Origin of the sequence: Pseudomonas arsenicoxydans, assembly GCF_006438915.1 — a bacterium.
GTDB lineage: Bacteria > Pseudomonadota > Gammaproteobacteria > Pseudomonadales > Pseudomonadaceae > Aquipseudomonas > Aquipseudomonas arsenicoxydans_A.
The window spans coordinates 163,409-181,521 of the sequence record NZ_RCZE01000001.1 but is presented as its reverse complement, the minus strand read 5'-3'; the positions used below and the strand labels follow the sequence as shown (position 1 = coordinate 181,521).

Sequence of the window (18,113 nt, the reverse complement as noted above, 5' to 3'; positions counted from 1 at the left end):
CCCGCTTGGTCTTAGCGTCAGCGGGCGAGAGGGTGCTAGGATAACGGTCCGTTTTACTGGCGGCCACGCCTATCAGGCCTTTGATCGGTCTGCAGGTTGTTTGGGTTTGCGGCGCAAGCTATGAGTTTGACAGCTAAACTCTGCGTTTTCGCCGACGATGCCGTTCCAGTCCTTCGTATTAGTCGACCTTTGGGGTGTGGTTTGCACCTCGACAAAATGTTGCGCGTGAACAAGCTGGATCAATCGCAGTCTGTTCTGCATCGAATATTTATTTGCCGAGGCGCCCTTTGGCGCGTCGCTACCGTGAGATAGCCGTCCTCCATGTTTGGTTCCAACGACGACAAGAAAGCCCCAGCTGCGGCTGGCGAGAAGAAAAGCCTGTTCGGATGGCTGCGCAAAAAGCCGCAGGAAACCGTCGTCGAACAGCCACAGCCACTTTCTGAGCCCGCACCGGCGCCGGTAATAGAAGAAGAGCTCGCGCCGATCGTCTTGCCGATCGCCGAGCCGGTGCTGCAACCGGTGGTCGAGCCGGATCACGTTGCCGAAGCCGTAGCGCAACCCACTCTGACCCCGATTGCCGAACCCTGGCTGACGCTGCCGGTGGCCGAAGAGCCGGTTGCCCTCGTTGAAGACGAGTTGGCGCCGCACATTACGCCGCCGATTCCAGCCCCTGCCGCGTTTGCGCCTGAGCCTGAGCCTGTTCAGATTCCGGTGGTTGAACCGGTTGTAGCGCCAGCGGTTGTGGCCGAGCCTGAACCGGTGGTTGCAGAACCGGTGGTTCCTGCTTTCGTTGCTCCGGTTGCTCCGGTTGCTCCGGTTGCTCCGGTTGCTCCGGTTGCTCCGGTTGTCCAGGCACCCGCTCCAGTCGTCGCGCCCGTCGAAACGCCCGTCGAGCCGCCGCGTACTGAAGAATCCAAAGCCGGGTTCTTCGCCCGCCTCAAGCAAGGCCTGTCCAAGACCAGCGCCAGCATCGGCGAAGGCATGGCCAGCCTGTTTCTGGGCAGAAAGGCCATCGATGACGAACTGCTCGAAGACCTCGAAACCCGCCTTCTGACTGCCGACGTTGGCGTCGAAGCCACGTCGGTGATCATTCAGCGCCTGACCCAAAAGGTCGCGCGCAAAGAGCTGGCCGATTCCGATGCCCTGTACAAATCCCTGCAAGCCGAGCTGGCCGCCATGCTCAAGCCGGTCGAGCAACCGCTGAAAATCACCTCGCAGAACAAGCCGTTCGTGATTCTGGTGGTGGGCGTCAACGGCGCAGGCAAGACCACCACTATCGGCAAACTGGCGAAGAAACTGCAACTCGAAGGCAAGAAAGTCATGCTCGCGGCCGGTGATACCTTCCGCGCCGCGGCCGTCGAGCAATTGCAGGTTTGGGGCGAACGCAACAAGATCCCGGTCATCGCCCAGCACACCGGCGCCGACTCGGCTTCGGTTATCTTCGATGCCGTGCAAGCCGCCAAGGCCCGTGGCATTGACGTGCTGATTGCCGACACCGCTGGTCGTCTGCACACCAAAGACAACTTGATGGAAGAGCTGAAGAAGGTTCGCCGGGTGATCAGCAAGCTCGACGCCGACGCGCCGCATGAAGTGCTGTTGGTACTCGATGCCGGTACCGGCCAGAACGCTATCAGCCAGGCCAAGCAATTCAACCAGACCGTCGAACTGACCGGCCTGGCGCTGACCAAGCTCGACGGCACGGCGAAGGGTGGAGTGATTTTTGCCCTGGCCAAGCAGTTTGGCCTGCCGATTCGCTACATCGGCGTCGGGGAAGGCATCGACGATTTGCGTACTTTTGAAGCAGAACCCTTTGTCCAGGCACTGTTTGCCGAGCGGGAGCGTTCATGATTCGTTTCGAACAGGTCGGTAAACGCTACCCGAACGGTCACGTCGGCTTGCATGAGCTGAGCTTTCGAGTCCGTCGGGGCGAATTCTTGTTTGTGACCGGCCATTCCGGCGCCGGTAAAAGCACCTTGTTGCGCCTGTTGCTGGCGATGGAGCGTCCGACCACCGGCAAATTGCTGCTGGCTGGCCAGGACCTCGCCACCATCAGCAATGCGCAGATTCCTTACCTGCGCCGGCAGATCGGCGTGGTGTTCCAGAATCACCAGCTGCTGTTCGATCGCACAGTGTTCAACAACGTCGCGCTGCCGCTGCAAATACTTGGGTTATCCAAGGCAGAGATCGCCAAGCGCGTGGATTCGGCCCTGGAGCGCGTGGCGCTTTCGGACAAAACCGATTTGTACCCCGGAGACCTGTCCACCGGTCAGCAACAGCGCGTCGGCATCGCCCGCGCCATTGTTCACCGCCCGGCCTTGCTGCTGGCGGACGAACCGACCGGTAACCTCGACCCGCGCCTGGCCGCCGAAATCATGGGCGTGTTCGAAGACATCAATCGCCTGGGCACCAGTGTGCTGATCGCCAGTCACGATTTGGCGCTGATCGCCCGCATGCGTCACCGTATGCTGACCCTGCAACGTGGCCGCTTGATCGGCGACGGGGAGGCTGCCGAATGAGCGCGACCCGCAGCCCCAAAGTTTCCGAACGCGTAGCCCCGAAGGCTGCCGATCCGCAACCGCAGAAGAAAAAACGCGACGATGACGACGGTCCGGACTTCGCTACGCTGTTCCGCGCCTGGGTTGAAAGCCACCGCGCGAGTCTGCTCGACAGTTTGCGTCGCTTGGGCAAACAACCGATTGGCAGTTTTTTCACCTGCATGGTGATGGCCGTTGCGCTGAGTTTGCCGATGGGCCTGTCACTTTTGCTAAGTAACGTCGAGCGTCTGGGCGGTTCCTGGCAGCGTGCGGCGCAGATTTCCCTGTACCTGCAACTTGAAGCCAGTCCTGAACAGGGTGAGGCGCTGCGTGAGCAGATCAAGGGCATGCCGGGCGTAGCGGATGCGGAATATGTCGGTCGCGACCAGGCGCTGGAGGAGTTTCAGCAGCAGTCCGGTTTGGGCGAAGCGCTGAAGGAATTGCCGGAAAACCCACTCCCTGGCGTGGTCCTGGTGACACCGAATGAAATCGACAAGCCAGCGCTTGAAGCATTAAGACAAAAACTATCCGAGCTGCCGAAGGTACAACAGGCGCAACTTGATCTAGTCTGGGTCGAGCGTCTGGCCGCCATCCTCAAGCTGGGCGACCGTTTTGTCTTCGGTCTGACCGTGCTTCTGGTTTCTGCATTACTTTTGGTGATAGGCAATACCATTCGTCTTCATATTGAAAACCGCCGCACAGAGATAGAAGTGATTAAACTCGTCGGCGGCACTGACAGCTATGTGCGCAGGCCCTTTCTCTATATGGGCGCGCTGTATGGCTTCGGTGCGGGGATGCTGTCTTGGGGCGTACTGGCGTTTGGCTTGAACTGGCTGAACGACGCGGTGGTTGGACTGGCCGGTTTGTACGGCAGTGATTTCGCGTTGGCCGGAGTGCCAGTTGCCGACGGTCTGTCTCTCTTGCTTGGCGCGGTGCTGTTGGGGTATATCGGTGCATGGATTGCGGTCGCACGCCACCTGAGGGAGCTTGCGCCTAAGTAGTATCATTTTGCTCGTATTGACCTTTCAGCGTTAATGGGAACTTGTCTTTCGGTTTCCGGTCAATTTTCGCAGTGCTGAACTGCACGAGTTTGTAAGTAGGAGGTTTTTTCGTATGACCAATTCTTTGCAACCTGCATATGCTCTGGTCCCGGGTGCGAACCTGGAGGCCTATGTGCACACCGTGAACAGCATTCCATTGCTGACGCCGGAGCAGGAGCGCGAACTGGCCGAGAGTCTCTATTATGAGCAGGATTTGGGGGCGGCTCGGCAGATGGTGCTCGCCCACCTGCGTTTTGTAGTACATATCGCCCGTAGCTATTCCGGCTACGGTCTGGCTCAGGCTGACCTGATCCAGGAAGGCAACGTCGGCCTGATGAAGGCCGTGAAGCGCTTTAACCCTGAAATGGGTGTGCGCCTGGTGTCGTTCGCCGTGCACTGGATCAAGGCGGAAATCCACGAGTTCATCCTGCGCAACTGGCGCATTGTGAAAGTCGCGACCACCAAGGCCCAGCGCAAGCTGTTCTTCAACCTGCGCAGCCAGAAGAAACGCCTGGCGTGGCTGAACAACGAGGAAGTCCACCGTGTGGCAGAAAGCCTCGGTGTAGAGCCTCGGGAAGTGCGCGAGATGGAAAGTCGCCTGACCGGCCATGACATGGCCTTCGACCCGGCCGCGGAAGCGGACGACGACAGTGCTTTCCAGTCGCCAGCCAACTATCTGGAAGACCACCGGTATGACCCGGCCCGTCAACTGGAAGATGCGGACTGGAGCGACAACTCCAACCACAACCTGCACGAAGCGCTGGAAGTGCTGGACGACCGCAGCCGTGACATTCTCTATCAGCGTTGGTTGGCTGAAGAGAAAGCCACGCTGCATGACTTGGCGCAGAAGTACAACGTGTCAGCCGAGCGTATTCGTCAGCTTGAGAAGAGCGCGATGAACAAGCTCAAGTTGTCGATCGCGGCATAACCTGCGAACCGGCAATAAAAAACACCCCGATCATTGATCGGGGTGTTTTTGTTTGTACCCAGTTTTCTGCAACACCACAAAACCAATGTGGGAGCGGGCTTGCTCGCGAATGCGGTGTAACAGTCAGCATTTATGCTGAATGACACGCCGCATTCGCGAGCAAGCCCGCTCCCACATTTGATCTTCGGTGTTACTGGGCCCAAGGCGCCCGGCGCGAATCGTTGAGGCCCAGCAGATAGCTGTCACCCCCCAACTGACTCATCTGCTGCCGAATCCACCCGGCCCGCCGTGCGACGTAATTTGTCGGATGGCTCGCGCTCCACACTCTAGGGTTGGGCAACACAGCAGCCAGCAAGCTCGATTGCTGACGGCTCAGGCTTTTAGCGCTCACGCCAAAGTGATGCCGTGCCGCAGCTTCCGCCCCAAACACCCCGTCATCCCACTCAACACTGTTGAGGTACACCTCAAGAATCCGCTGCTTGGGCCAGAACACCTCAATCAATCCGGTGAACCAGGCTTCCAGGCCCTTACGCAGCCAACTGCGCCCAGACCACAAAAACAGGTTCTTCGACACCTGTTGGCTCAGCGTGCTGGCGCCGCGAATCGAACCGCCCAGTTCGTTATGAGCCAGTGCCGCCTGAATCGCGCCAAAGTCAAAACCCCAATGCTCCGGGAATTTCTGATCCTCGCCGGCAATCACCGCGACTTTCAGGTCATCGGAGATTTCGTCCCATGGCTTCCACGTGCGTTGCAGGTCGATAGGCTCGCCGTCGAACCAGGATTCGATCTTGCGCTCGACCATCAACGCCGTTCCCGGCGGCGGCACCACGCGAAAGATCAGCACCAGCACGACGCTGCCGCCCGCGAACCAGAGCACGGCCTTGGTGAATCGTCGTAAAAATATACGCAGCATAGAGATGGCTTGGCCGAACCCGTTGAGCGGGCCATTATACAGACCCTGTTGATCGAGTCTGACTGGAGTTCTTCATGCTGCGTGGCTTTTTGATGCTGGCCGCTTTCTTCGGCTTCACCGGCGTTGCCCTCGGCGCGTTCGCCGCGCATGGCCTGAAAAACCGTCTGACCCCCGAGTATCTGGCGATTTTCCATACCGGCGTCACCTACCAACTGGTGCACACCCTGGCATTGTTGGGCGTAGCGCTGCTGGCCACGCAGATATCCGGGCGTTTGATCACCTGGGCCGGGGCCTCGTTTGCCCTCGGCATCCTGCTGTTTTCCGGCAGCCTGTACCTGCTGACCCTGACCGGCGTCAGCAAGCTCGGAATCGTCACACCTTTCGGTGGATTGGCGTTCCTGATCGGCTGGATCTGCCTGGGTCTCGCCGCCTGGCGCTTGCCGCTTACCGCTTGACGCTTGTTGCTGACCTTTAGGTCATGATCAAGCTAGAATGCCAGCCCCTAAAAATGATGGCGGCATTCGGCATGCGCATTCAGTTGAACGGCGAATCCCTTGAACTGCCCGACGGTGAAACCGTTGCGGCCCTGCTGACCCGTCTGGAACTGACCGGACGCCGGGTGGCGGTCGAACTCAATCTGGATATCGTCCCGCGCAGTCAGCATGCCGACACCACGCTGAACGACGGCGACAGCGTCGAAGTCGTTCACGCCATCGGCGGCGGCTAGCCACCCGGCCCGCAAGGGCACAGAATTCTGCAAGAACCTCACCCCTACAGAGGATTTCCCATGAGCATCGTTCGTAGCGACAAGCCCTTCGTCCTGGCCGGTCGTACTTACCAGTCGCGTTTGCTGGTAGGCACCGGCAAGTACCGCGACATGGAAGAAACCCGTCTGGCCATCGAAGCCTCGGGCGCCGAGATCGTCACCTTCGCGGTGCGCCGTACCAACCTCGGCCAGACCCCGGGCGAACCGAATCTGCTCGAAGTCCTGTCGCCGGATCGCTACACCTTCCTGCCGAACACCGCGGGTTGCTTCGACGCTACCGAGGCCGTGCGCACGTGCCGCCTGGCCCGTGAGCTGCTGGGTGGCCACAACCTGGTGAAGCTGGAAGTGCTGGCCGACCAGAAAACCCTATTCCCCAACGTGATCGAAACCCTTAAGGCCGCCGAAGTGCTGGTCAAGGAAGGTTTCGACGTGATGGTTTACACCAGCGATGACCCGATCATTGCCCGTCAACTGGCGGAAATCGGCGTTATCGCGGTGATGCCGCTGGCCGGTCTGATCGGCACGGGCCTGGGGATCTGCAACCCGTACAACCTGCAGATCATCCTCGAAGAAGCCAAGATTCCTGTGCTGGTGGATGCCGGTGTCGGCACCGCGTCCGACGCCACCATCGCCATGGAACTGGGTTGCGAAGCAGTGCTGATGAACTCGGCCATCGCCCACGCCCAGCAGCCGGTCATGATGGCTGAAGCCATGAAACACGCCATCGTTGCAGGTCGCCTGGCCTACCTCGCCGGCCGCATGCCGAAAAAACTCTATGCCAGCGCCTCCTCGCCGCTGGATGGTCTGATCAAGTAAGAGCCATTGATGACTGAATCAAACGAAACGCCTGTCACGCCTGCAGAAGGCGAAGAGCGCCAACACCGCCGCATCAAGAGCTTTGTGATGCGCGCCGGGCGCATGACCGAAGGCCAGCAAAAAGGTCTGGAACAGGGCACGCCGCTGTTCGTCCTGCCGTTGGCCGATGCGCCGGTGGACTTCGATCAAGTGTTCGGCCGTTCGGCACCGCGCTCGCTGGAAATCGGTTTCGGCATGGGCCACTCGCTGCTGGAAATGGCCGCGGCCTCGCCGGAGCAGGATTTCATTGGCGTGGAAGTGCACCGTCCGGGTGTCGGTGCGCTGCTCAATGGCGTGCTGACTCAGGGCCTGACCAACCTGCGGGTCTACGATTGCGACGCGATTGAAGTACTCAACCGCTGCATCGCCGACAACAGCCTCGATCGCCTGATGCTGTTTTTCCCGGACCCGTGGCACAAGAGCCGTCACCACAAGCGCCGTATCGTTCAGGCTTCGTTCGCTGAACTGGTGCGCAGCAAGTTGAAAGTCGGCGGTGTGCTGCACATGGCCACCGACTGGGAGCCATACGCCGAGTCCATGCTGGAAGTGATGAACGTCGCACCGGGTTATCGCAACCTCGCCGAAGACGGCAAGTGCGTACCGCGCCCGACCGAACGCCCGATCACCAAGTTCGAACGCCGCGGCGAACGTCTTGGGCATGGCGTGTGGGACCTGAAGTTCGAAAAACAGTCTTAAAGCCCTACGCAATACAAAATGTGGGAGCGGGCTTGCTCGCGAAAGCGGCGTATCAGACACATTAATGTTGACTGACACGACGCCTTCGCGAGCAAGCCCGCTTGTGTCTTGCGCAGGAATTAGACTGGTGATGAGAGCGGTGAGTGGCAAGCTGAATGCCCGGAGTGCTTAAAAGCACGTGTGGGAGCTCACGCTGCCATTCACCCCTCCACTCTGGTTATTGAGCCCGAACAGTTGAACGAGCCTACCTCGAACAGTTACAAGCGTGGTGCCCAGCCAGAGCGCTCTCACCTTTGAGTGTAAGAGGGTTTGGCTATGTTTTCCTGCGCAGGCATCGACGTTTCTAAAGACAACCTTGAAATCCGGATCAATCCGCAAGACAGCCCAGCCAGAGCGCTCTCACCTTTGAGTGTAAGAGGGTTTGGCTATGTTTTCCTGCGCAGGCATCGACGTTTCTAAAGACAACCTTGAAATCCGGATCAATCCGCAAGACGTTGGCGCGAGTTACCCCAATACCGCCGCTGGTTTTGTTGCGCTGATTGATTGGTTACAGCTTTATAACGTTCGTCGCGTATTGCTAGAAGCCACTGGCGGTTACGAACGAAAGGCCATGAAGGCGCTTCAAATCGCTGGCTTCGAAGTCTTGCGGATCAATCCTTGCCGAGCCAAGGACTTTGCCAAAGCGATGGGGTATCACGCTAAAACCGACCCGATAGATGCACGGCTTCTTGCTGAGTTTGCAGCGGTCATAAAAGACTCCGATAGCCAGATCACAAGCCCTGAACAGGACAATTTGCGTGCGTTGGTACAGCAACGTGAACACTTTGTTCAGCAGCAAAGTGACGATATGCGACGCATCAAAACTGCCTCTGCTGACCTGGTCATCCCCTTGTTGCAGAGCCACATCGACTATTTAAACCAAGCGTTGAAGTCGATAGAAAAGCTGATCCGTCAACAGGCTAAAGACCTGGACAGCGATAAAATTGCCCGTTTGTGCTCGGTCAAGGGCATAGGACTCGTGACCGCCGCCAGCTTGATGGCCTATTTACCTGAGTTGGGCGAGGTTGGACGGCATGAAATTGCCGCGCTGGCAGGCATAGCCCCGTACAACGACGACAGTGGCACGCATGAGGGTGTGCGTCACATTGGCGGAGGCAGGTTTGCTGCGCGTCGCGCGATGTACATGGCCTGTTGGGTGGTGATCCGGCGACAGCCTGAGTTCAAGGCTCGGTATCAAGCATTACGCCAGAAAGGTAAATGCGCCAAAGTAGCGCTGATCGCCTGCATGCGAGTGTTGTTGATACGGCTGAATGCCATGATTCGAGAGAAAACTGAGTGGCGAGAACAGGCAGCCTAAACAGGCTGCGTGTTTTGTAAGGAATTTGCATGGCCTGGAGCCGTGGGAGTTCAGCTGTCTTCCGATAAGCCTTAAAAATAAAGTCATCAAGACAGTTGCTCCCACATTNGCGCGATGTACATGGCCTGTTGGGTGGTGATCCGGCGACAGCCTGAGTTCAAGGCTCGGTATCAAGCATTACGCCAGAAAGGTAAATGCGCCAAAGTAGCGCTGATCGCCTGCATGCGAGTGTTGTTGATACGGCTGAATGCCATGATTCGAGAGAAAACTGAGTGGCGAGAACAGGCAGCCTAAACAGGCTGCGTGTTTTGTAAGGAATTTGCATGGCCTGGAGCCGTGGGAGTTCAGCTGTCTTCCGATAAGCCTTAAAAATAAAGTCATCAAGACAGTTGCTCCCACATTTGATTCGCGGCGAACACAAATCCCCTGTGGGAGCGGGCTTGCTCGCGAAGAGGCCCGAAAGAACACTGCAAATCCATCAGCTAAATCCACCCACCCCACTGCAACAAAAAGATCCCGATGTTGGTGGTCACCGCCGCCATCAACGTCGTAATCACAATGATCGCCGCCGCCAGCTCATGATTACCCTCGGCCTGACGGGCCATCACAAAACTTGCCGCCGCCGTCGGGCTCCCGAAGTACAGAAACAAAATCCCCAACTCCGCCCCACGAAAGCCCCACAGCCAGGCCCCAAGGGTTGTCAGCACTGGCAGGCCGATCATCTTCACCAGGCTTGAACTGAGCGCCATATCGCCGCTCTTGCGCAACGCAGCCAGCGACAACGTGCCGCCAATGCAGATCAACGCCAACGGCAAAGTGGTCTGCGCCAGGTACTGCCCCGACGTCTCCAGCCACCCCGGCAAGCCGATCTTGAAATAGGCAAACGGTGCAGCCGCGAACACGCTGATGATCAGCGGATTGCCCATCACGCTTTTGCAGATGCTCCACGGATCGGACTTGATCACCGGGCTGTACACCGCCAGCACAATGGTCGACAGCGTGTTGTAGAACAGGATCACCAGCGCCGCGAGAATGGCCCCGAGGGAAATCCCGTAGGCGCCGTACATGCTCGCTGCCAGCGCCAGGCCGATGACCCCGTTGTTGCCGCGAAACGCGCCCTGGGTATAAATCCCCCGGTCTTCACGCGGGCACTTCCAGATCGCCCAGACCCAGGCAATGGCGAAACTCACCAGCGTGGCAATCGAGAAGTAGATCAGCAGCGCCGGTTGCAGCGCAGCGTGCAGGTCGGCATGCAGGATGCCCAGAAACAGCAGCGCCGGCATGGTGACGTTGAACACCAGGGCCGACGCCGTGTGGATGAAGTTGTCGTTGATCCAGCCAATGCGCTTGAGCAACACCCCCAGAAACAGCATGGCAAACACCGGCGCGGTGATATTCAGGGTTTCGAGGAAGATTGCCAGCATGCCGGGGGGAACCTTGGGTGAGCGTCGTTAGGGGGCTAATGATAAGCCACTGGAGACTCTGGCGTCTGGTAGACCGCCTTCGCGAGCAAGCCCGCTCCCACATTTATCCGGCGTCGATCACAAAATATGTGGCCAACGCCAATCCAGTGTGGGAGCGGGCTTGCTTGCGAAGCAGGCGACGCGGTATCAGGTGATCGGCGCCGGGTTGAACAGGGTGATGTCGTTATGCAGCTTGTGCTGCTCGGCCCACGTCTGTTTCTTGCCGCTCGCCACGTCCAGGTAGTAGTGGAACAACTCCCAGCCAAGGTCTTCAATCGAGGCCCGCCCGGTGGCAATCCGCCCGGCATCGATGTCGATCAAATCCGGCCAGCGCTGCGCCAGTTCGGTCCGAGTCGAGACCTTGACCACCGGCGCCATCGCCAAGCCATACGGCGTACCACGGCCAGTGGTGAACACATGCAGGTTCATCCCCGCCGCCAACTGCAACGTCCCGCAGACAAAATCACTGGCTGGGGTTGCGCAGAAGATCAGGCCTTTGCGCTTGAAGCGCTCGCCAGGGCCAAGCACCCCGTTGATCGCGCTGCTGCCGGATTTGACGATGGAGCCCAACGACTTCTCGACAATGTTCGACAACCCGCCCTTCTTGTTGCCCGGCGTGGTGTTGGCGCTGCGATCCGCTTCGCCCTTGGCCAGGTAGCGGTCGTACCAGTCCATTTCGCGCACCAGTTCCTGAGCGACTTCCTCGGTTTCCGCGCGGGAGGTCAGCAAGTAGATCGCGTCGCGTACTTCAGTGACTTCGGAAAACATCACCGTCGCACCGGCCCGCAGCAACAGGTCCGAGGCGAACCCCAGCGCCGGGTTGGCGGTGATTCCCGAGAACGCATCACTGCCACCGCACTGCATGCCCAGAATCAGCTCGGACGCCGGCACGGTTTCCCGGCGACGCTGATCGAGCTTCTTCAAACGGGATTCAGCCAGCGCCATGATCTGCTCGATCATCTCGGTGAAACCGTGACTCGAATCCTGCAAGCGGTACAACCACGGCTCGCTCAAATCCACCGAGCTGTCGTTCTCGTGCATCACTTGGCCGGCCTGCAATTTCTCGCAGCCCAGGCTGATCACCAACGCTTCGCCCCCCAGGTTCGGGTTGCGCGCCAGGTTGCGCACGGTGCGGATCGGGATGTACGCGTCGGTGGCGGTAATCGCCACGCCACAGCCGTAACTGTGGGTCAGCGCGACCACGTCATCGACGTGCGGATACTTGGGCAGCAACTCGTCCCTGATGCGCTTGACCGCATGATCGAGCACGCCGGTGACGCACTGAACGGTCGTGGTAATCCCCAGAATATTGCGCGTGCCGACGGTGCCGTCGGCGTTGCGATAACCCTCGAACGTATAGCCGTCGAGCGGTGCCTGCGCCGCCGGCACTTCGGTGGACAGCGGCAGGCTGTCTAGCGGTGGCGCGGTGGGCATGCGCAGTTGATCTTCCTTGACCCAGCTGCCGCGCGGAATCGGCTGCAAGGCGTAGCCAATGGTCTGGCCGTAACGAATCACCTGGCCGCCTTCGGGAATGTCTTCCAGCGTGACTTTATGGCTCTGTGGCACGAAGTCCACAGTCACCAGGCCATCGGAAAACTCGGTGCCGGCGGGCACGCCCTGGTCATTGACCACAATCACTACGTTGTCCCGCTCGTGCAGGCGGATGTAGCGCGGCGAGTCGGAATGTTCAATCAACTGCATGACGCCGCTCCTCAGGAATGCGCTTGTGACAATTTGTTGTTTGTTTCAGGACCGCTGACAGGCGGTTCCTTGAGTACCACACGTTTGATCGGACCGACGATCACCAGGTAGCTGAACACCGCGACCAGTGCGTTGCAACCGACAAATACCAGCGCCCATTTGAACGAACCGGTGGAGCTGATGATGTAGCCAATCACGATCGGCGTGGTGATCGATGCGATGTTGCCGAACATGTTGAACAGGCCGCCACTCAAACCGGCGATTTGTTTTGGCGAGGTGTCGGACACCACTGCCCAGCCCAATGCGCCAACGCCTTTGCCGAAGAATGCCAGGGCCATGAAGCCCACAACCATCCATTCGATGTCGACGTAGTTACAGGCCACGATGCTGCTGGACACCAGCAAACCCGCGATGATCGGTGCCTTGCGGGCGAAGGTCAGCGAGTGGCCTTTGCGCAGCAGGTAGTCGGAAATCACACCGCCCAACACACCACCGATAAAGCCACAGATGGCCGGCAACGAGGCAATGAAACCGGCCTTGAGGATGGTCATGCCGCGTTCTTGTACCAGGTACACCGGGAACCAGGTCAGGAAGAAGTAGGTGATTGCGTTGATGCAGTATTGGCTCAGGTAAACGCCGAGCATCATGCGATTGGTCAGCAACTGGCGCACGTAGTCCCATTTCGGACCTTCGGCAGGTTTGCCGGCGGCTTGCCCTTTGCCTTTGTCCTGGTCCATGTCGACCATGCCGCCGTTCTCGGCGATGTGCTTGAACTCAGCCTCGTTGATCATCGGGTGTTGGCGCGGACTGTGGATAACTTTCAGCCAGATCACCGAGAACACCATGCCGATGCTGCCCATCACCACAAACACATGCTGCCAGCCGAACGTGTAAACGATCCAGCCCATCAGCGGTGCAAACAGCACGGTGGCGAAGTATTGCGCCGAGTTGAAGATCGCAGACGCGGTACCGCGTTCAGCGGTCGGGAACCAGGCCGCAACGATGCGTGCGTTACCGGGGAAGGAAGGCGCTTCGGCCAGACCGACCAGGAAGCGCAGCATGAACAGCGCAACGATCGCCGTGGACATGCCGAACTCACCGACATAACCCTGGAGCACGGTGAACAGCGACCAGGTGAAGATGCTCAGTGCGTAGACTTTTTTTGAACCGAAACGGTCCAGCAGCCAGCCACCGGGAATTTGCCCGGCCACGTAGGCCCAACCGAATGCAGAGAAGATATAACCGAGAGTGACCGCGTCAATGCCGAGGTCTTTTTGCAGGCTGGAGCCCGCGATGGCGATGGTCGCACGGTCGGCGTAGTTGATCGTGGTCACCAGAAAAAGCATGAGCAGGATCAAATAGCGGACATGGGTCGGCTTGGTCGCTTGCATGTAGATGTACTCCCACTGATTATTTTTATGCGGGTAATAACAATTTCTTGCCGGATCTGGCCTTGTAGGAGCCGGGCTTGCCCGCGATAGCATCACCGCGCAGTGTCAGTCACAACTCAGTGATGCTATCGCGGGCAAGCCCGGCTCCCACAAAAGCCAAATCCCACAGGTATTGCGTGTATCAGGAACCGATGTAAGAGGTCTTCACCACGGTGTAGAACTCTTGCGCATAGCGACCTTGCTCGCGGGATCCATAGGATGAACCTTTACGTCCGCCGAATGGAACGTGGTAATCCACGCCAGCGGTCGGCAGGTTGACCATCACCATCCCGGCCTGGGAGTGGCGTTTGAAGTGGTTGGCGTACTTCAGCGACGTGGTCGCGATGCCCGCCGACAGACCGAACTCGGTGTCGTTGGCCATGGCCAGTGCGGCTTCGTAATCGGCGACGCGAACCACGTTGGCTACTGGGCCGAAGATCTCTTCGCGGCTGATGCGCATCGCGGCTTCGCTGTCGGCAAACAGTGTTGGCGCGAGGTAGTAGCCTTCGGTATCGCAAGTCACCAGACCACCGCCGCTGACCAGACGTGCACCTTCGGACTGGCCGATGTCGATGTACTTCATGTCTTGTTCAAGCTGAGCCTGGGAAACCACCGGACCAATGTCGGTGCCGGTTTTCAGCGCATGGCCGACCTTGATCGACTTCATGCGTTCGGCCACGGCTTCGACGAATTTGTCGTGGATGCCGGCGGTCACGATGAACCGGCTGGAGGCGGTGCAACGCTGACCGGTGGAGTAGAACGCGCTCTGTACCGACAGCTCGACTGCTTGCTTGAGATCAGCGTCGTCGAGAATGATCTGCGGGTTCTTGCCACCCATTTCCAGCTGAACCTTGGCCTGGCGCGACACGCAGCTGACGGCGATCTGACGACCGACACCCACGGAACCGGTGAAGCTGATGCCGTCGACTTTCGGGCTCTGCACCAGCGCATCGCCAACCACACGACCGCTGCCCATCACCAGGTTGAACACGCCAGCCGGGAAGCCTGCGCGGGAGATGATTTCAGCCAGGGCCCAGGCGCAACCCGGTACCAGATCGGCGGGTTTCAGCACGACGCAGTTACCGTAAGCCAGGGCCGGAGCGATTTTCCATGCCGGGATGGCGATCGGGAAGTTCCATGGAGTGATCAGGCCAACCACGCCCAATGCTTCGCGAGTCACTTCGACGTCCACACCCGGACGGACCGACGGCAAATAGTCGCCGGACAGACGCAGGGTTTCACCGGCGAAAAACTTGAAGATGTTACCGGCGCGAGTCACTTCGCCGATGGCTTCAGGCAGGGTCTTGCCTTCTTCACGGGCCAGCAAAGTACCGAGCTCTTCGCGACGGGCGAGGATTTCAGTACCGACTTTATCCAGCGAATCGTGACGTGCCTGAATGCCCGAAGTCGACCAGGCCGGGAACGCGGCGCGAGCGGCGTCGATGGCGGCGTGGACCTGAGCCAGATCGGCTTTGGCGTAGTGACCGATGGTGTCGGTCAGTTCGGACGGGTTGATGTTGGCGCAGTAATCACTGCCCGCAACCCATTCACCGTTGATGTAGTTATCGAAACGCTTTGCATCTGCCACAACAATTCTCCTCACGCAAAAAGCCGCTGATCACTCAGCGGCCTTGTTTATTCGGGTGTGTTACTGCGCACCTTGCTTGTCGATCAGCGCGGCGAGCATTTCGTACTCTTCAGCGGTCAGATCGGTCAGCGGTGCACGCACAGGACCTGCGTCATAACCGGCAATTTTTGCCCCGGCCTTGACGATGCTCACCGCGTAGCCGGATTTGCGGTTACGGATGTCGAGGTACGGCAGGAAGAAGTCGTCGATGATCTTGCCGACGGTGGCGTGATCTTCGCGAGCGATGGCGTGGTAGAAATCCATCGCGGTCTTCGGGATGAAGTTGAACACCGCCGAGGAGTAAACCGGCACGCCCAGTGCCTTGTAGGCTGCAGCGTACACTTCGGCGGTCGGCAAACCACCCAGGTAGCTGAAGCGATCACCGAGGCGACGACGGATCGACACCATCAGTTCGATGTCGCCCAGGCCATCCTTGTAGCCGATCAGGTTCGGGCAGCGCTCGGCCAGACGTTCCAGCAAAGGAGCGGTCAGGCGGCAGACGTTACGGTTGTAAACCACCACGCCGATTTTCACCGATTTGCACACCGCTTCAACGTGGGCGGCAACGCCGTCCTGGCTGGCTTCGGTCAGGTAGTGCGGCAGCAACAACAGGCCTTTGGCGCCCAGGCGCTCGGCTTCCTGTGCGTACTCAATGGCTTGACGGGTCGAACCGCCCACGCCAGCCAGAATCGGCACGCTGGTTTCGCAGGTGTCGACGGCAGTCTTGATGATTTCCGAATATTCGCTGGCCGCCAGAGAGAAGAACTCACCGGTGCCGCCCGCGGCGAACAACGCCGTGGCGCCGTATGGGGCCAGCCATTCGAGACGCTTGATGTAGCCCGCGCGATGGAAATCGCCCTGAGCATTGAAATCGGTGACCGGGAAAGACAACAGGCCGGAAGAGAGGATGGACTTCAGTTCTTGTGGATTCATTATTCGAACACCCTGGGTAGCAACGTATGTGTGTGTGAGGAAACCGTTCAGCTTTCGCCGAGTTGTAGGTCATCGTACAACTTAAATAATAACCGTCAACTGCATTTCATCGCCGTCTGCATTTTTATGTAGGACAGGTTCTTTCCTTGACGTAGGAAATTTCTCGGCTACGATCCATTTAACTGTATATGCATACAGTTATTTGAAATCTGCCTACGACATATCAAGGAGCTAGAAATGTCAGGTCTACGCACTCAATTGCAAGAAAATCCCAAGCAGGTCATTGCCGTTTTCGATGAGCTTTTCAGTGAGCATGGCATTGCCATCAGCGGCCATGAATCGCTGGTGCTGCATCTGGGCACACCTCACAACCACGCACCGCAACCGTCCGCCTCCCCTTCCGGCAAAGCTTTGAATGGCAAGCCGCAGCTGAGGTTCGAGGGTGGTGAACACACGGCTATCGGCGATGACACGCTGCTGCGCTTCATCAAAGATGCCCCGGCAATCCCGGCCTCACAGGTCGAACTGCATTTGACCAACGGTCTGGCACTGACCTATGGCCAGGTCGTTGCGCTAGGCGGTGATTTCTATGGAATTCCCGATCAACCAATTAGCGAAGGAGCCACCGCCGCGGACCGAATCAAGCGCTTCTCCAACGCATTCAACTCGCTGGCGGTGCTGCCGGCCTCGAATGCCGAGGCCAAGCTGATTCTCGGGGTCATGCAAAAGGAAATCGCCGCCGTGAAGCAGGCGATCCAGGACGGAAAACAGCCCCATGAAGCCTATGACGCGCTCGGAGATACGTTGTCGGAGGAGTGGAACAGAATCACCGGCGGCGGCAGTTTCGTCTCGGCGCTGTTTCCGTTGGGGCGCTATCTGAAGCTGGCCGCCAACAATACTGACCATTTTGCCGAAGGGGCATTGGCAGCCTATATCGCCGGCCACACCGCCGCCGTTCAGCAAGCCGCGCTGGCGAAAAACAGTGGTGATGCAAAACTGCTGGAAATCGCCTACGCGATGAATGCTTTTGCCGATCACTACCTGACCGACCTGTTTTCCGCGGGTCACCTGCGTGTACCGCGCAAGCAGTTGGCGGCGGTAGTCACACCCAGCGACCTGGGCTCATTGATCACCCGCTTCATGCACGACGAAGACAGCAAGTTCGGCCTCAATGTGCGTAACGGCAACGGCGATCAATGGCGCGCGTACGGCGATAAACGCTACTTCGATGCGATCGACAGCGCCAATCGCGTGCAGGTCAATCAAGCGGTTCAACTGTCTGCGGATGAGATCTTCGCGGCGTACCTCAGCGGCGTCGCTCCATCGCCCGGCAACTTCAGCGCCTTGAAAAAGTTGCCGGACCTGCAAGCCGTGCTGAACCCGGCGGGCAATTTCTCGCCGCTGTTCAGGCTAGAGGGCAGCAACGTGCTGCGACGCAAGGACGTCAATAACGTGAACGACACCGCCACCGTCGACGACTGGTGGGGCTGGAGCACTTACTTACTGCTCAAGGACTACTCACCCACCGGCAACGTTGCCTGATAAGGAGATCCACGATGACGATCAAATTGAAACTGGAACTGGCTTCGGGCCAATCAATGAACGGCGCGCCGCTGGAGTTGTTGTCCAAGGGCGGGGTGATTGCGCGGGCGGTGGTGAATGAACGTGGGGATGTGGTGTTTGACGCCAAGCCTGGGGTGGCTGGATTGGCGGTGAGGGTGGATCGGTCGATCCTGCGTTCAGTCTGACCATTTAGTACCAAGGCTTCCGGCCCCTTCGCGAGCAAGCCCGCTCCCACATTTGATCGAGGGTGAACACTCATAGTGTGTTCACTGAAGATCCCTTGTGGGAGCGGGCTTGCTCGCGAAGG

The 18,113-nt window shown here is 58.7% G+C and carries 17 protein-coding genes and 1 pseudogene; 12 read left to right on the top strand and 6 right to left on the bottom strand.

From position 1 onward, the window contains the following. Window positions 1-321 precede the first annotated feature (321 nt). The 4 genes from ftsY (at window position 322) to rpoH (ending at window position 4,502) form a co-directional block, all read left to right on the top strand. Entirely contained in the window at window positions 322-1,848 is a 1,527-nt protein-coding gene (ftsY, locus tag EAH78_RS00785) for a signal recognition particle-docking protein FtsY (protein ID WP_140664220.1), read from the top strand. Continuing rightward, window positions 1,845-2,516 carry a cell division ATP-binding protein FtsE gene (gene ftsE / locus EAH78_RS00780; RefSeq protein WP_140664217.1) on the top strand — a complete coding sequence of 224 codons (672 nt, stop codon included), beginning with the start codon at window positions 1,845-1,847 and terminating at the stop codon, window positions 2,514-2,516. The genes ftsY and ftsE overlap by 4 nt, the downstream gene beginning before the upstream one ends. After that, a complete protein-coding gene (ftsX, locus tag EAH78_RS00775; protein ID WP_140664214.1) occupies window positions 2,513-3,535 on the top strand; it encodes a permease-like cell division protein FtsX in 1,023 nt (340 codons plus the stop codon). Before ftsE ends, ftsX begins: the two co-directional genes overlap by 4 nt. A gap of 112 nt (window positions 3,536-3,647) precedes the next feature. Continuing rightward, a complete protein-coding gene (gene rpoH / locus EAH78_RS00770; RefSeq protein ID WP_007897890.1) occupies window positions 3,648-4,502 on the top strand; it encodes an RNA polymerase sigma factor RpoH in 855 nt (284 codons plus the stop codon). A gap of 190 nt (window positions 4,503-4,692) precedes the next feature. Here the strand turns inward: rpoH and mtgA are convergent, their stop codons facing one another. Continuing rightward, the gene (gene mtgA / locus EAH78_RS00765) at window positions 4,693-5,415 is read right to left on the bottom strand and encodes a monofunctional biosynthetic peptidoglycan transglycosylase (RefSeq protein ID WP_140664211.1); all 723 of its coding nucleotides are present in this window, start codon (window positions 5,413-5,415) and stop codon (window positions 4,693-4,695) included. Between the two features lie 74 nt (window positions 5,416-5,489). On the opposite strand from mtgA, the gene EAH78_RS00760 reads away from it, so the two are divergent. From EAH78_RS00760 to EAH78_RS32540, 6 genes and pseudogenes are all read left to right on the top strand, one after another. Beyond that, window positions 5,490-5,870, top strand: a complete 381-nt coding sequence (locus EAH78_RS00760) for a DUF423 domain-containing protein (RefSeq protein WP_140664208.1) — start codon at window positions 5,490-5,492, stop codon at window positions 5,868-5,870. 71 nt (window positions 5,871-5,941) lie between these two features. After that, the gene (gene thiS / locus EAH78_RS00755) at window positions 5,942-6,142 is read left to right on the top strand and encodes a sulfur carrier protein ThiS (protein ID WP_008026157.1); all 201 of its coding nucleotides are present in this window, start codon (window positions 5,942-5,944) and stop codon (window positions 6,140-6,142) included. A 60-nt stretch (window positions 6,143-6,202) separates the two neighbouring features. Next, the gene (locus EAH78_RS00750) at window positions 6,203-6,997 is read left to right on the top strand and encodes a thiazole synthase (protein ID WP_140664204.1); all 795 of its coding nucleotides are present in this window, start codon (window positions 6,203-6,205) and stop codon (window positions 6,995-6,997) included. Between the two features lie 9 nt (window positions 6,998-7,006). After that, a complete protein-coding gene (gene trmB / locus EAH78_RS00745) occupies window positions 7,007-7,732 on the top strand; it encodes a tRNA (guanosine(46)-N7)-methyltransferase TrmB (RefSeq protein WP_140664200.1) in 726 nt (241 codons plus the stop codon). A gap of 427 nt (window positions 7,733-8,159) precedes the next feature. After that, entirely contained in the window at window positions 8,160-9,089 is a 930-nt protein-coding gene (locus EAH78_RS00740) for an IS110 family transposase (RefSeq protein WP_140664197.1), read from the top strand. A gap of 111 nt (window positions 9,090-9,200) precedes the next feature. Continuing rightward, window positions 9,201-9,383: pseudogene (locus EAH78_RS32540) on the top strand (IS110 family transposase); the annotation flags it as partial. A 188-nt stretch (window positions 9,384-9,571) separates the two neighbouring features. Here EAH78_RS32540 and EAH78_RS00730 read toward each other — a convergent pair. From EAH78_RS00730 to kdgD, 5 genes are all read right to left on the bottom strand, one after another. Continuing rightward, a complete protein-coding gene (locus EAH78_RS00730; RefSeq protein WP_140664194.1) occupies window positions 9,572-10,513 on the bottom strand; it encodes an AEC family transporter in 942 nt (313 codons plus the stop codon). 186 nt (window positions 10,514-10,699) lie between these two features. Further along, window positions 10,700-12,253, bottom strand: coding sequence for a galactarate dehydratase (gene garD, locus EAH78_RS00725; RefSeq protein WP_140664192.1), 1,554 nt, complete (start codon window positions 12,251-12,253; stop codon window positions 10,700-10,702). An 11-nt stretch (window positions 12,254-12,264) separates the two neighbouring features. After that, window positions 12,265-13,644, bottom strand: coding sequence for an MFS transporter (locus EAH78_RS00720; protein ID WP_140664189.1), 1,380 nt, complete (start codon window positions 13,642-13,644; stop codon window positions 12,265-12,267). A 181-nt stretch (window positions 13,645-13,825) separates the two neighbouring features. Continuing rightward, window positions 13,826-15,271 carry an aldehyde dehydrogenase family protein gene (locus EAH78_RS00715; protein WP_140664186.1) on the bottom strand — a complete coding sequence of 482 codons (1,446 nt, stop codon included), beginning with the start codon at window positions 15,269-15,271 and terminating at the stop codon, window positions 13,826-13,828. 60 nt (window positions 15,272-15,331) lie between these two features. Continuing rightward, window positions 15,332-16,243 (bottom strand): 5-dehydro-4-deoxyglucarate dehydratase, encoded by a 912-nt coding sequence (gene kdgD, locus EAH78_RS00710; RefSeq protein ID WP_140664183.1) that lies wholly within the window; start codon window positions 16,241-16,243, stop codon window positions 15,332-15,334. Window positions 16,244-16,480: 237 nt separating this feature from the next. Here kdgD and EAH78_RS00705 point away from each other — a divergent pair, with 237 nt between their 5' ends. Together EAH78_RS00705 and EAH78_RS00700 are read left to right on the top strand one after the other, a co-directional pair. Further along, window positions 16,481-17,785 (top strand): phospholipase, encoded by a 1,305-nt coding sequence (locus EAH78_RS00705; protein WP_140664180.1) that lies wholly within the window; start codon window positions 16,481-16,483, stop codon window positions 17,783-17,785. Window positions 17,786-17,799: 14 nt separating this feature from the next. Beyond that, a complete protein-coding gene (locus EAH78_RS00700) occupies window positions 17,800-17,991 on the top strand; it encodes a hypothetical protein (protein ID WP_140664177.1) in 192 nt (63 codons plus the stop codon). Window positions 17,992-18,113 lie beyond the last annotated feature (122 nt).

Coding starts and splice junctions, on each gene's coding strand:
- ftsY (WP_140664220.1), top strand. CDS start 322: ATGTTTGGTTCCAACGACGACAAGAAAGCCCCAGCTGCGGCTGGCGAG.
- ftsE (WP_140664217.1), top strand. CDS start 1,845: ATGATTCGTTTCGAACAGGTCGGTAAACGCTACCCGAACGGTCACGTC.
- ftsX (WP_140664214.1), top strand. CDS start 2,513: ATGAGCGCGACCCGCAGCCCCAAAGTTTCCGAACGCGTAGCCCCGAAG.
- rpoH (WP_007897890.1), top strand. CDS start 3,648: ATGACCAATTCTTTGCAACCTGCATATGCTCTGGTCCCGGGTGCGAAC.
- mtgA (WP_140664211.1), bottom strand. CDS start 5,415: ATGCTGCGTATATTTTTACGACGATTCACCAAGGCCGTGCTCTGGTTC.
- EAH78_RS00760 (WP_140664208.1), top strand. CDS start 5,490: ATGCTGCGTGGCTTTTTGATGCTGGCCGCTTTCTTCGGCTTCACCGGC.
- thiS (WP_008026157.1), top strand. CDS start 5,942: ATGCGCATTCAGTTGAACGGCGAATCCCTTGAACTGCCCGACGGTGAA.
- EAH78_RS00750 (WP_140664204.1), top strand. CDS start 6,203: ATGAGCATCGTTCGTAGCGACAAGCCCTTCGTCCTGGCCGGTCGTACT.
- trmB (WP_140664200.1), top strand. CDS start 7,007: ATGACTGAATCAAACGAAACGCCTGTCACGCCTGCAGAAGGCGAAGAG.
- EAH78_RS00740 (WP_140664197.1), top strand. CDS start 8,160: ATGTTTTCCTGCGCAGGCATCGACGTTTCTAAAGACAACCTTGAAATC.
- EAH78_RS00730 (WP_140664194.1), bottom strand. CDS start 10,513: ATGCTGGCAATCTTCCTCGAAACCCTGAATATCACCGCGCCGGTGTTT.
- garD (WP_140664192.1), bottom strand. CDS start 12,253: ATGCAGTTGATTGAACATTCCGACTCGCCGCGCTACATCCGCCTGCAC.
- EAH78_RS00720 (WP_140664189.1), bottom strand. CDS start 13,644: ATGCAAGCGACCAAGCCGACCCATGTCCGCTATTTGATCCTGCTCATG.
- kdgD (WP_140664183.1), bottom strand. CDS start 16,243: ATGAATCCACAAGAACTGAAGTCCATCCTCTCTTCCGGCCTGTTGTCT.
- EAH78_RS00705 (WP_140664180.1), top strand. CDS start 16,481: ATGTCAGGTCTACGCACTCAATTGCAAGAAAATCCCAAGCAGGTCATT.
- EAH78_RS00700 (WP_140664177.1), top strand. CDS start 17,800: ATGACGATCAAATTGAAACTGGAACTGGCTTCGGGCCAATCAATGAAC.